Source organism: Dapis purpurea BLCC-M126, from assembly GCF_050015975.1.
In the GTDB taxonomy this organism is placed as follows: Bacteria; Cyanobacteriota; Cyanobacteriia; order Cyanobacteriales; family Microcoleaceae; genus Trichodesmium.
Genome location: NZ_JBNHER010000195.1, coordinates 1 through 14206, shown reverse-complemented (window position 1 = coordinate 14206; position 14206 = coordinate 1). Strand labels below are relative to the sequence as shown.

10 protein-coding genes and 1 pseudogene are annotated in these 14206 nt (G+C 33.5%); 4 read left to right on the top strand and 7 right to left on the bottom strand.

The window, feature by feature from the left end:
- Positions 1 to 291 precede the first annotated feature (291 nt).
- Positions 292 to 1059, bottom strand: a complete 768-nt coding sequence (gene fabG, locus ACP6PL_RS16970) for a 3-oxoacyl-[acyl-carrier-protein] reductase (RefSeq protein WP_426546441.1) — start codon at positions 1057 to 1059, stop codon at positions 292 to 294.
- Between the two features lie 205 nt (positions 1060 to 1264).
- Between fabG and trxA the strand changes: the two genes are divergently transcribed.
- Together trxA and ACP6PL_RS16960 are read left to right on the top strand one after the other, a co-directional pair.
- Positions 1265 to 1585, top strand: a complete 321-nt coding sequence (gene trxA / locus ACP6PL_RS16965; RefSeq protein WP_426546440.1) for a thioredoxin — start codon at positions 1265 to 1267, stop codon at positions 1583 to 1585.
- Between the two features lie 232 nt (positions 1586 to 1817).
- On the top strand, positions 1818 to 3251 hold the full coding sequence (locus ACP6PL_RS16960; RefSeq protein WP_426546439.1) for a proton extrusion protein PcxA: 1434 nt from the start codon (positions 1818 to 1820) through the stop codon (positions 3249 to 3251).
- 582 nt (positions 3252 to 3833) lie between these two features.
- Here ACP6PL_RS16960 and hpsU read toward each other — a convergent pair.
- The 5 genes and pseudogenes from hpsU to ACP6PL_RS16935 all read right to left on the bottom strand — a co-directional run bounded on the left by hpsU (position 3834) and on the right by ACP6PL_RS16935 (position 9071).
- Entirely contained in the window at positions 3834 to 4409 is a 576-nt protein-coding gene (hpsU, locus tag ACP6PL_RS16955) for a hormogonium polysaccharide biosynthesis acetyltransferase HpsU (protein WP_426546438.1), read from the bottom strand.
- 117 nt (positions 4410 to 4526) lie between these two features.
- Positions 4527 to 4910: pseudogene (locus ACP6PL_RS16950) on the bottom strand (type ISP restriction/modification enzyme).
- A 12-nt stretch (positions 4911 to 4922) separates the two neighbouring features.
- Positions 4923 to 6101 carry an N-6 DNA methylase gene (locus ACP6PL_RS16945; protein WP_426546437.1) on the bottom strand — a complete coding sequence of 393 codons (1179 nt, stop codon included), beginning with the start codon at positions 6099 to 6101 and terminating at the stop codon, positions 4923 to 4925.
- An 895-nt stretch (positions 6102 to 6996) separates the two neighbouring features.
- A complete protein-coding gene (locus ACP6PL_RS16940) occupies positions 6997 to 7947 on the bottom strand; it encodes a glycosyltransferase family 2 protein (protein WP_426546436.1) in 951 nt (316 codons plus the stop codon).
- Positions 7948 to 8138: 191 nt separating this feature from the next.
- On the bottom strand, positions 8139 to 9071 hold the full coding sequence (locus ACP6PL_RS16935) for a glycosyltransferase family 2 protein (RefSeq protein WP_426546435.1): 933 nt from the start codon (positions 9069 to 9071) through the stop codon (positions 8139 to 8141).
- Between the two features lie 115 nt (positions 9072 to 9186).
- Here ACP6PL_RS16935 and cobU point away from each other — a divergent pair, with 115 nt between their 5' ends.
- Positions 9187 to 9750, top strand: coding sequence for a bifunctional adenosylcobinamide kinase/adenosylcobinamide-phosphate guanylyltransferase (gene cobU, locus ACP6PL_RS16930; protein WP_426546434.1), 564 nt, complete (start codon positions 9187 to 9189; stop codon positions 9748 to 9750).
- A gap of 283 nt (positions 9751 to 10033) precedes the next feature.
- Positions 10034 to 10510: a hypothetical protein gene (locus ACP6PL_RS16925; protein WP_426546433.1), complete on the top strand. Its 477-nt coding sequence runs from the start codon at positions 10034 to 10036 to the stop codon at positions 10508 to 10510.
- 551 nt (positions 10511 to 11061) lie between these two features.
- On the opposite strand, the gene treY is transcribed toward ACP6PL_RS16925, so the two are convergent.
- Entirely contained in the window at positions 11062 to 13908 is a 2847-nt protein-coding gene (gene treY, locus ACP6PL_RS16920; RefSeq protein ID WP_426546432.1) for a malto-oligosyltrehalose synthase, read from the bottom strand.
- Positions 13909 to 14206 lie beyond the last annotated feature (298 nt).

Genomic DNA, 14206 nt, shown 5'->3' with positions numbered 1-14206 from the left:
GAAATTTTAATTTTGCCTTTTAATTTAGTAAAAAAATACCCTCTTTTAATCTAGTTACAGCAATTTTTACAAGCATGAAACTACGGTAACTAAACCATAGTAGGGTACAAAAATTATCAATTTTTTTATACCAATTTACTCTAAGGATGTCACAAATAGTTTCAAACTTTAAATATTAAATAATTGCTTGAAACTATTGTATTGTCAAAATCTTTAGTCCATCAAATCTGACTTCTGACTTCCGTGAAACGGTATTACTTTTGCCTTTTGACTTTTAACTTTTGATTTTGATTAAGCCATCACCATTCCCCCATCCACATTAAACACTTGACCTGTAATATAATTTGCCGCAGTATCAGCAGCTAAAAACCTAATCATACCTGCTACTTCTTCTGGTGTACCATAACGACCTAGGGGAATAAACTTGACAATTTCCTCAGAATTTTTCAGGTCTTTCGTCATATCAGTAGCGATAAACCCTGGGGCAACTGCATTTGCTGTAACACCGCGATTAGCTAACTCTTTTGCTACAGTTTTAGTAAAACCAATCACTCCTGCTTTAGCTGCACTATAATTAGCTTGACCAGGATTACCCATTTGCCCAGTCACCGAAGCAACATTAATAATACGCCCACTCTTTTGTTTGAGCATAATTTTACTCACAGCGCGAGTACAAAGAAAGACCCCAGTCAAATTTAAGTCTATTACTGACTGCCAGTCATCAGGTTTCATCCGCAATAGTAGAGTATCGCGCGTAATACCAGCATTGTTAACTAAGATATCAATACGACTCCACTTTTCCATAACTTCTTTGACAAGGGTATCCACTTCCTCAGCTTTAGAAACATCTGCTTGTAGCGCCATCCCACTGCCACCCGCAGCAACTATTTCTGCCACTACTTCCACAGCAGCACCACTTGATTTAGCATAGTTGACAACCACATTTGCCCCTTCCATTGCCAATGCTAAAGCTGCCGCCCGGCCAATTCCTCTGGATGCTCCTGTAATTATTGCTACTTGTCCTTTCAAACGTTGTAGTGTTTCGGGTAATGCTTCCATAATCAAATCCTTTTTTGTCAAATTAAACTAACTTATCTTAGGGGATTATAGTTTGTTGCGTTAAGCTAATATAGCTGAAGTCAGAAGTCAGAAGTCAGGAGTCAGAAGTTATATTCCTAGCACAGACTATATTTGAGAAGAACTAGAATATCTGTGTCATTAATGGTGACTGCTATAATACCCATAACCTCATAAATTTTTGCTTATGTCAGTAAAAAAGAAGTTCAATAATTTTGATGAACTACTTGCTGGTTCAGATTTGCCTGTTTTGGTCGATTTTTATGCTACTTGGTGTGGCCCTTGTAAAATGATGACCCCTATTCTGGAACAGGTGAATGAACAAATGAAAGATAAAATCCGAATAGTTAAAATTGATACAGATAAATATCCTCAGTTGGCTTCAAAGTATAATATTCACGCTTTGCCGACTTTAGTTTTGTTTAAAAATGGTGAGCCAGCAGACAAGATAGAAGGAGTGATGGAAGCACCGCAGTTAGTTCAACACTTGAGGAATTTAATTAATTAAATCTTATTGAAGAAATAGAGATAATTTTGATTTAGATGATAACCTACTTATTGCTTGCTCACATTATAAAGAAAAAATCTGCTCAGATTCCAGCTAAGTTAATCAAAGTGCAAAGATAATTTTTAAGTGATTATTGCTTTTGATTAAAGCTATACAAATGTTCATTATACATTAGATTGTCAGTATATTATATATGGCAATCTAATTAAATTTATCAGAATATTAAGTAAAGATGGCTATTTATCTCTGGAAGCAATTGAAACTGTTTATGCTAAATGCTAACCAGTGGTTCCGAGAAACTCCTGAAAGATCTTTGGATATGGCTTATGATGCTGCTCTTAAGATTAAGGCTATTGAAGAGGAACATTTTGCAGGTCAAAAGATTTCTACTGAATCAGTTAATTATAGTAATAGTGCTAAATATTATTTGAATTCGGAACTGAAGCGATATTTAAAAATTATTCAAGCTAGATTAGCTGAATTTAATACAAGTGTTTCAGTAGTAGGTCTTCTTGAGCAAAAAAAGCTTGACAGGCAAAGGAATAAGCTTAATCAAAATTATCAGCAAGAATTTCAGGATCGACCATCGATAATTTTAGAAAAATTAGAGTTTATAGATCAAGTAACCAGTCGATATAGTCAATCTTCAAAGCCTCAACTGCAAAAATCAAATGCTATTGTAGAAGTTCCTAATACTTCATCCTCTATAGCTATAGTATCTAGTCAAGATAATATCAATAATTCTTCCAATAATATATTGTCTAATTTTTCTCAAAATCAAAATAATTTAGAAGAATTGAAAAAGGATACTCCTGAAATAAGCTTCTTACCACGTTCGCTCTTAAATACTTTTAAAAAAATTAAAAAAGAGTTAGATCCTGAAGCAGAAGATGAGGTAATTAAAAAGTTCAGAAAATCTAAGATCAAGACTATTACTTCGATTAGATTTGTCTTGCTGTTGATTTTAGTTCCTTTACTTATGCACCAGTTATCAAAAATAACTTTTGTGGGTTATTTGGTTGATAATTTTATCCCACTACCTCATAAACAAGAAGAAATTTTTCTCAACCCTAATATGGAAGAGGAAGCTTTGATGGAGTTGCATCAATATGAGGAAAAACTTCATTTTCAAATGTATTTAGGTAAGGCTCCAGAATTATTTCCTGAATTATCTAAATCTGGAAAAGAATTTTTTGAAATACCTAAGTCTGAAAGGGAAGAATTAATTGAACACAAGGTAGAAGAAAGAGCTCAAGAAATAGCCTGGGAATATGAAGTTAAAGGCAATAATGCGATTAAAAATATTTTTTGTGACCTGATATCTTTTATTACTTTTGTCGCTATCATTTCTACCAATAAAAGAGATATTGAGGTTTTAAAATCTTTTATGGATGATGTTATATATGGTCTTAGTGATAGTGCTAAGGCGTTTATCATTATTTTGTTAACAGATATGTTTGTAGGGTTCCACTCTCCTCACGGTTGGGAAGTAATTTTGGAAAATATTACTAGACATTTTGGATTACCGGAAAGTAGAGATTTTAATTTCTTATTTATTGCAACTTTTCCGGTGATTTTGGATGCGGTTCTTAAGTATTGGATATTCCGTTACTTAAACCGCAGTTCACCTTCTGCAGTAGCAACTTATAAAAATATGAATGAATAGTATCAAGTAATTAAGACTAATCAATACTAAAATTCCGGAGTTGTTAATCTTAATTATGGTATTAATGTTAGCTCAGTTTATATAGCCTCAGCACTTCATCAGGAGCGCTTTTCATCCAATCTAATCATTTGCTCAACTATCTCTTAAATAAAGTCCAGAATATCATTTTCGATTAATTCAACTTATTCTACTTCTTTTTTGTTTCTGAGTTTGGTACGCATATTGTCAATCACAACAATTATGAGCGGCTATTCATTAAAACTTAACAATTATTTCTCTACCAACTAAACCAGCTTCTCCGAATAATAACTACTTTTGAAAATTTTTTTTGAGAGCTACCAATTATTCTCCTTGGTCAGTTATTTCCTGAACAAAAAAACAATACAATATAAGATTAAAACATAATTTTATATTCTAAGTCAATTTCTACTTAATTGACATTAATATCTATTCCCTCTTTTCTATTGCTTACTTCCCCAGAATTTTCTACCTCATCAAGTTGCAAACTACTTTAATTTTCAAGGGATAAGGTTGACTACTCCCCATAACTTGAGTCTGGAGAGTAGTCAATCATTTGATGTCTCATATCTTAATTTGTCTTGGATAACAAGGTTGACAAGGTGTTCCTAAACAAACTTGACCGGGAGGCATATCTTTAAAAACACTACTCCTAGCACCAATAACTGCATTAGCACCAATATTAACACCAGGACCAACAAAACAATCTGCAGCTACCCAAGCACCATCATCAATAGTAATACTTGCTGTTTGTAACCCAAATGTAGGGTCCTCTATATTATGACTACCAGTGCAGAGATAACTTTTTTGAGAGATAACGCAATGCTGACCTATTTTTATAAGGTCAAGACTGTATAAAACTACCTCGTCTCCTATCCAACTATAATCGCCGATCACTATTTTCCAAGGATAGGTAAATCTGGCAGTGGGGCGAATTAAAACTCCTTGACCAATTTTAGCTCCAAAGATATTTAATATTAGTCTTCTCACACCATATAAAGGTTGGGGAGTTAAGGGAAAAGTAATTGCTTGTACAAACCACCACAGTAATACGAACCAACCCGGTTTACCTCGGTCATACCAAGATTGGTTGTATTTGCGAAGATCGACCCAAGATTCTGTTTGTTGGTTATCTGTCATTGGGAGTTAATTTTTGTAGACTTGACTCTAATTTAATAATTCTATAGCATTGAGATGTTTAAATTAAGCAAATAATGATTTTCTTAGTCCCACCATAAAATCGATTCAAATATCTCATCATATCTTTATAAGATTGTAATCAATTTTTACCTGTTTATTAATAATTAATCCTAGATTTTCTGATTTAATCATATTTATCATTACTTCATTTCTCGGAAGTTCCACAACATCTTGATCATGAGAATAGAATCTTGAATCAAAAGGACGATATAAACAAGTCATCAAGTAACTTGTCCAATTTAGGTTATTAGCTAATGACTTTCTTTTTAGAGAAATTTTTCAATCACCAGTATCTTTAAGGTTATATCTATTATAGAGTTGTTCATCAGTTATGGTTAAATCTCGAAAATCCTGGATTCGCTTAATAAGTTTATCTCGTTCAAAATCTATCACAAAATTATCTCTGTCAGTTTTAATTCCTGTAGAATTAACAGGGAAAATATCTATGACACTTCACCCTTGATTATATTCTTCACTCAAATCAAAATTTTTAGGTGAAAAAAAGAAATTAGGTTGAGAAGGTTGTAATTTTATCCAGTCAACATACTGAAAATTTACACTCTCTAAAAACTGATATTTATCCTCCCTTTTTCCCCATAAATCAAAATAAAAAACATTAGCAGGTAACTTCACACTATCTCTCTTGTTATAAACTACCGAAAAAGCATCAGGTTCACTTTTTTCTCTAAGAAGTTGAATATTCTTTTCTCCCTCCAACCTAACCCTACCTTTATATCTTTCTAAAAGTTCACCAATATAAGTTAATTCTGTTATCTCCTTTCCAGCTTTACCTACTTTATACACCTTCTCCCAAGTTAAGCCATTGTATTTAACATCTGCCAAATACTTAGTATCCTCCTCCAGTCTTTTCTTCCGCTTACTAACATTTTGCGAACTGACAGAATAAGAAGGATTTCCTAACACAACAAAAATCGGTTTTTCCTCCTTAACCTTTGCTGCTTGATTAGCTTCTTCAGAAATATATTCTGCTAATAACAAACTAGACTTTTTTATCCCCTCATCTAAAGCATTAGTCAAGAAAATATTTAATCTTTCCTTCTCCTCAAAACAATAACCCAAAGTCTCCAATAATAACCCCAACTTTAAATGAGCAATAGCGTAAGGAGTCATCAATAATTCAAAACCATATAACCGCTGTAAAACTTGTGAATCTCTTAACAGCTCATTCCAGCGATTTGCGCCATATTTTTGAAAGTTAAAATAGATTTGTTTAATCACCCGATATAAAAAAGTACCAGTACCCGTAGCAGGATCTAAAATTGTTACTTTTCGACTCCCTAAACCATATTCTAAATCAAAATATCTATCTAAAATATGATTAACTGATTTGACAATAAAACACACCACAGGTTCCGGAGTATAATAAACTCCTCGACTTTTTCTCAAAAATGTTTTATAAGCGGCTAAAAAAGTTTCATAAAAATTAACAACCGGGTCTTCCCTTCTAGTTTCTTGACCAAAGTTTTCGAGAATATTTCCGATATCAACTTTAGCCAGAACTTCTATCAATATTTCAATCGCCCAGTTAATTTTACTCACAATATCTGTGGCAATAACCGTACTAATTAAATAATCAATTTCACTGGCCTCCTTTACAGAACTACTATTCATAATGATCGCAATAGTTCTTTGACCAGACAGACTTTTGATTTTTGCTTCTATAGTCGCTACCCAAAATGTTTAGGGAGACTTATCACTCCATCATATAAATGACTTGTAACTCAAACTATCCCATTGTCTGTTTTACCAATTTCTCCCAAATATTGTCGGCCAACTCCATCAGTAAAATTACCACTTCTTGCTCCGTCTTTACGCCGAGGAAACCTCGGCGCAGGCGGTGCGCTTTTTCTGTGTCCAGAATCGTCAATAATCAGAGCAAACCCATTTTTAACTCCTGACTCCTAAAATACCCTAGCTATTTGTACCAAACATTTATCAAATTGGTATTACTATGCACCAGCACCTTCCTTAATCCTATAAAAATCAAAATAGGGAAGTAGAAAAATAGGTTGACTTCCTTATTTTCTACCTCCCTTAATCATTTATAAATCTGAAATTTACTTAGGTAAATTTTTGGGTATTGCTAGTATATATATAAGGAATGAGATTATGCTAAATGAAGAGTTAGCTGCTTTGCAGAATTGAAAATTGACAAGTTAAAGCAACTCCTTTATTTTATATCTCTTAATTCCTAACTTCTAAGCATTCAGCCGTCAGCTATCAACCATTAGCTCCGGATATGCAGGAAATTTAGATGGCAATATTGAAACACTAAAATTATGACTTACAGCATTTCCCGTTGTTATGAGGTACGCATTTGCCGATCAAGATACCCGCACTACAAGAGTTTTACTCTTCAACCTTGTACCTCATTTCTCGGAATTTTTCTGTAAGTATGGTTTCAAGCAGATATAAAAACCTTAACTATCCATAGTCAATGTGTTTAATTGATTCACAAAAAAAGCTGATTGCTCAGATGCTAATACCTAAATGCTGAATCTAACTTTTAACTACTACTTGCTGAGTCTACTTGAGCAACTGGTTGAGGATTAGTAGTTTGTGGTTTCTCTTGAGTAACATTCAACTGACCACCACAATCTTTAAGCTCATAAAGCTTAACACCAATTTGATACTCATATTGACTCAATAACCTACCATAAATATATCCTGCTTTACCATCTAAAAATCCTAGTTGAATAAAATAGAACAAAATAAATCTCAGCAGAGGTTTAAATGGCAACCTCACCCATATTTTCTTGAGAAAACGTTTCCGTTGTACCGCATCTCCAAATAAACTAGCACCTATAGTTCCACTATCACCCTGACCAGTCAGTAGATTGTAATGTACACGGGCTTCCCAATTAGAATAACGATTGTGTCTTTCAATCCAGTGAAATAAATCGCGAAAATCTTCGTGAAGCATATCATTTTTCAGATATCCCACATTACCAGTTAAAACAACGTGTTCGTGTACCTCATTATCTCCAGTATTCCGAACACCCTCAGTTTTCAAGTTTTCGTAGCGACCTTCTTTATGTTTAAATAATCTGAGGTTCCAATCAGGATACTTTCCACCATGACGAATCCATTTGCCTAGAAAAAATACTCTACGGTTAAGATAATAACCATTATAATTTGGATCTTGAATAGCTATAGCAATTTCATCCCAAAGTTCTGGGATAATACGTTCGTCACAATCAACAATTAATACCCAGTCATTCCGAAATTGTAAATTGTCCAAAGACCAATTCTTCTTTTTCGGCCAAGTACCATTGAAATAGAACTGTACTAGATTTGCTCCATAACTCTCAACTATTTCGGCAGAGTGATCGCTACTTTGAGAATCTACCACAAATATTTCATCTGCTCTAGCTACACTTTCTAGACAAGCAGGTAAATTTTGCTCTTCGTTCTTAGCGGGAATTAGAACTGATACTGGTATCTTAGATGATGTCATAGTTAAAGAATTTATAAATGGGAAACCTTAATTTATCGTCGCTACGCTGCAAAGATTTTGGGTATTGGATGCTAGGGGTTGGTTTTTCTTTCCAACCCCTCACCTCTATCCTATTGGTTGTTATGCTCAGTTTTAGATGGTGCAGTAAACTTTTTTCGCCATAACCTACAACCTACAACCTAACACCTTCTTCAATTTCTTGGAGTTATTGATGTAGATATCATGCCCTGAATTGCTGCACCTAAATAGCCTATTTGAGCATAAAAATAGACAAAATTATCAAAACGCTTCGCTGGATCTGTGATATTTTTTAGAGACTTATACATACCTCTAATCATTCTCTCACCCCCCCGCGATAGTTGACCTAAACCTGCTTTACCAGCTAGTTGTTCTCGGTAACATTCACTAATACCTTGCCACCAACCTCGTTCAATAAACCAAGAAGGTTTTACCCTTTCTGGTGCTACATTATGAGCGACTAATGCTTCTGGTAAATAGGCTACTTGCCAACCTTGCTTTATTGCTAATTCTGTGGTATGTAATTCTTCGTTTGACAATAATCTTTTGCCAACTCGACCCAAGTTAGTGTCAAAACCACCAATTTTTTCCAGAAATGTCCGATGAATTGAATAGTTTAAACCTCTAGGAGTCAAACCTGGTTGGTCAATATATACAACAGAATCACCAAGGTCATAGTAACCTAAGTTCCCTGATAATTCTAGAGACAGCCACTTGGGGGGACTGATTCCTTCTGGCCAAATTAAGGTAACTTTGCCACCAGCAATAGCCAGTTTGTCGTTACTTTGATAGGCTTGGTATAGTACCCTTAACCATTGAGAACTAGCAACAGCATCATCATCAAGATAAGCTAAAATTTCAGCACTGGCTGTTTTTGCCCCTGTATTTCTGGCCACAGATAATCCTGTGACTGGTTCATAGACATATTTAAGTTTTGGATTGGTAAGTCTTGCTTCTACTACTTCACGGGTACGATCTTTTGAAGCATTATCTATTACTACTACTTCAAAGCTACCAGGAAAATCCTGTGCTAACAGGCTATCTATTGCAGCTCCTAAGTAAGTGTCCCGATTATGAGTACAGATAATGGCGGAGATTAGGGCCATAGTTAGTTATAATTTTTTTACTTTGAAGTTTTTGGGGATATTGGCCTAATTTGCTGTTGCATAATTTATTATCCTTCATTTTTCAGTTTACCTTGAATATTTAGTTCTATTCCCAATGAATTCTGCTTCAGCCAATTCTCATAAATTAATTTTAGTCACTGGTCCTGCTCGTTCTGGTAAAAGTGAGTGGGCAGAAAGTTTAGCTATTAATTCTGGAAAAAAAGTAATATACATAGCTACCTCTCAAGTTGATGCTAATGATTTAGAGTGGCAAACTCGAATTGAACGGCATAAAAATCGTCGCTCCTCTGACTGGATAACTTTAGAAATACCTGTCAAACTATCAGAAACTTTGGCTGCTTATTCTGATGAAGATTTCTGTATTTTGGTAGATTCTTTAGGTACTTGGTTAGCTAATATTTTAGAACAAGATGAAGAAGTTTGGAATGAAACTTTAGAGGCACTAATTGAAAGTTTATTCAAAGCTAGTGGTCATGTAATTTTAGTTGCTGAGGAAACAGGTTGGGGAGTTGTTCCTTCCTTTCCTATTGGACGATTATTTCGCGATCGCCTTGGTAATCTTATTCGGAGAGTGGGAGTAATTTCTGATTCTGTTTATCTAGTTACTGGAGGTCATGTTTTAGATCTCAGTGCTTTAGGTGTACCTTTAAAATTTTAATTCTTAATTAATTCTCAAGGAATGAATGGCTGAGTTGGAAGTTCAATTTTAATCAGAAAAGTTACAATTAAATCATATATTAAAGCATTAATAACGTTTTCAGGAAGTCAAAAGTCAAAAAAGGAGGGTTGATTTTGTGTAAAACTTTAACTAACAATAATTTTAGGTAATTATTACATACTTAGTGTGTGAAATAATTTGTGATATTATTTTGGATATATTGGTATAACTTTTTATAAATATCTGTCTAATTCAAATAGAAAATAATTGGATCTTAAAAGTTATGGCATCCCGTAATCAAGTCAGAAAATATATTGCCTATTGGTTTCAGTTAGGCAAGAAAGTATTAATTAGGAATGGCCAAGAAGCTGTAAGACCTCAAATTGTAGTTTCAGGCGATCGTTACAGTCAAGAATTTGAAGAATGCTGGCAGCAAATTTTATCATCTGAATCGGGAGATTCTTATTTAGAAGGGACAAATCAAACAATTCAAGAATTATTATCTCCAGAGTGGGATATTAGTTCTTGCGCACGTTGTTTGATGCCCATCCCATCTCATGTAAAAGGGATGCCTCCTGAGTGCTGTCCATGTTTTGATCTACCTAACTGGCCTGATACTGAAACACCATTGCCACGATCGCCTATTTGTAGTAAATCACATTTGCTAGGTATTTGTAAGCGATTGTTAAGTATAAAGAATGAAGAAGATATTGATAGTCATCATTCCAATTCTGAAAATGAGGAGTTTAAGGCATCTTAAGAAAGTTGTTTTTCTTTCACACAATTATCCTGCCTGCGTAATTTTTTACCCAATTATTAATAATTAATAATTAAATAATTCTGGTTTAAAGCCTCCCCTTGGATAGGGGAAAAAAAGTGCTAGGATATTTCCCAATATTCAATTCCCGAACGGTTTTAACCTTCTTGTAATTATCAATTATCCATTATCCATTATCCATTAATGAACATCTCTAGGGTAGTATAGTCATACAAATTTTTACCTAGAAAATCTATATCTGAAAATGAAAAGTTTAAAGTATCTTGGGGAAGTTTTTTTATTCCACAAAATCATTCTAATCTAGGGAAATTTTTAGCACAAGAGGAATAGACAAAAATCTATAGGTCACTATGGTCATACAAATTTTTACCTAGGAAATTTTGAGCAGTAGATTTAAACTTACTGAAAAATTAAGCTATAAAGCCTTCTATGTCAAGAGAAAGGAAATAATATTTACTTATCTTCAATTCCGTTACAGTTTTCCTTGGGGTAATTCTTAATTATCAATTATCAATTAATGAACAGACCTATAGTTAATTATCAACATCAGAAGCATTACTTGTTTCACCACCCTCGTTAATTAATAATGCGACAGGGAAATGACTTAACACATCTCTAATCCACAAAGTATCCTCTTGTTCACTTTCTAACTCTTGTTGAGTAATCACATTTTTCCACACTAAAGAAGAACCTGAAGGTAAACAAATTCGTGTTTCATGCCATACTTGTTCACCTAAAGGATATTCTCCCTCTTGCACCAATTTAGTTAATAACCTAGGGGCAATAATAATCGCTGTACTATCTCCCCATTTTCTGGAGAAAGCAACTATATGATCTTTCAAACTACCCATAACAATTAACTTTTGGTAATCTCCACGTTGAAATAATTCCACATATTCTCGACGTGCCTGCAAAGCTTGATAAGTTAAAAACATTTTAATTTTACCAGTCTCTGGAGTTGGTAAAAGTTCCTCAATTAATCCCAAAATATCTGACTCTATTTTTGTCTTAATTTCCTGGATAAATTCTGCTCTTTTTTCAAAATCAACAGGGCGACGGTTATCAGGATCAACAAGACTCAAATTCCATAATTCTGTACCTTGATAAATATCAGGAACTCCAGGAGAAGTAATCTTCAGAAAAGTTTGAGATAAAGAATTCAAAATTCCATAATGTTGAACCTTACGTTGCAAAGGTCGAAAAGCTGCTAAAAATTCATTTTCTTCTGAATCTTTGAGAAGACTTTCTACAAATTTAATCAATGAACTTTCATAACCACAATCTGGTCTCAACCAACCTGTATTAACTTTTGCCTCTCGTATTGCCTTAATAATATACTCTTTAATTCGTTCTACAAAAGTTGGATATTCACTTTCATCAAAAGGAAAAGCTCCCAGTAAAGTTTGATATAAAAAGTATTCATCATTAGGAGAAGGAACATCTAAACCTCCAACACAATCTTTGTGAGGAGCATTAATTTCCTGCCATTTTTTTAGATAACTTTCCCACTCTTCAGGAATTTCTGAAAGTACATTAATTCTAGTTCTGACATCTTCTCCACGTTTAGTATCATGGGTAGAAGTTCCATTCATAGCATGAGGCCAATAAGCAATACGATGTTGATTAAATCCATGAAATTCATCAATTGAAATGCCAAATTTACTAGGAGTTGAACCAACTTCATTGAGAGAAATGAGGCGATTATAAATATATAAAACAGTATCTTCTACACCTTTTGCCATTAAAGGTCCGGTAAACTGTTGTAAACGCATAACAAAATGTAGCCATTTATCTTTATCTTCCTGGTTTAAATACTCATCAAATTCTAATAATAGAAACTTCTCAATAAAATTTAATTCATTCAAAAGTTCATCGATAAAAGTGCGTATTCTTTCTTTGGTTGTAGCAATTACTCCTTGAATACATTCTCGGTCAGCTTTACTTACTCCTTCTTTACTAATGTAAGTTCTATATACAGGAAATACTGACATAACTTCTTCTAAAGCAGCTTTTAAACCAAAAGTAGTAAAATCACTAGCATATCTATATTTACTAGAAATATCCTTCAGTAAGTGAGCTAAATTATCAATATCTCCAGCCAAATGCTTATTAATAATTAGTCTTTGATTTTCATCTACTAGCTGTTCATAATTAGAACTACCTCGAATAAACCGAGAGTAAATTTGACTAAATTCTTGTTCATTGGAATTGTCACACAACAGACCATTTACATAATTTAAAAAGTCATAACCTGTAGTGCCTTGAACCGGCCAATTAACAGGTAAATCTTCGTCAGGTTCAAGAATTTTTTCCACAACAATATATGGAGCATCTGCTTTTTCTCTGAGTCTATTTAAGTATTGAGCAGGGTCATATAATCCATCAATATGATCTATTCTCAGACCTGTAAATTTTTGCTCTTTCAACATTTCTAAAATCAGACCATGGCTAGTGTAAAAAAATTTATCATCTTCTACTCTAACTGAAATTAAATCGTTGACTGTAAAAAACCGTCGATAATTCAATTCTTCATTACCAACCTTCCAGAAAGATAAGCGGAAATATTGATCGGATAATAATTTATCTAACAAGTCAAAACTTTCTGGTTTTCCTGGAACTCCATTAAAAGTATTTATATTTTCTTCAATGAATTCTTTAATATCTGAATTGTCATTCCATAACTCCCATAACATTCCTTTAATGAAACTAATCTGGTCATATCTTTCTCTGCCTTCAGACCCAGAAGGAATGTATTTTAAACTGTAGAGAACTCCTTGGAACTTAACAAAATCAGGGTTATTTCTACCTAATTTATTTCTTAATCTGCCAATATCGTATGTTAAGACCTGAGTATAAGATTCAATTCTAATCGGAAATTGATGATCGTAATAATTAACAGTTAATCCATTTTGACTGTATTGAATTTTTAACTCTCCACTCTCCAGACAATCTCCGTAAAATTTACCTAAAAAAGGTGCTAAAACTCTACCTCTAATACCTTCATAAGGATGATTCCAGTCAATATCAAAATAGTCGCGATATTGAGATTCAGGACCATTTTCTAAAACATCAATCAGAATATGATTTTGGCTATTAAATGCCATATGATTTGGCACAATATCTTGTAGCCATCCTATCTCATAATTTTGGATTTCTAAAGCAAGTTCTGCAAATTTTTCTTGACTTCCTAATTCCGGATTAATTTGATTAGGATTAACTACATCATATCCATGGGTACTGCCTGTTCTAGATTTGAATATAGGAGAAGCATAAATATCAGAAATTCCTAGTTCAGCTAAATATTTAACTATAACTTTGGCTGCTTCAAAGTCAAAACTAGGATTAAATTGAATTCTATAAGTCGCTACTGGAATTCGCATAGTAAAAAAAAATAGGTAATTAAATATTAATTAATTAATCTTTAAAAGTTCAGAATTTCACGTTTATAAAGATAAATTTTTTGGAGATATCAAAGTTTATATTTATTCTTCGTGTAGGCCAAACATAATTAAAAATTGGTGTTGCTGAATGGTAATTCTTTTTAGATTAAGTATCAACACAAAACATAAGTTTTTCAATTTGACCTTCAGCTACTTACCATTACATTTCGGCAACGCCTAAAAATTTATAGAACCCATTTGGTATCTTTTCCGTCCAAGGTTATACTAAGTAGCGATC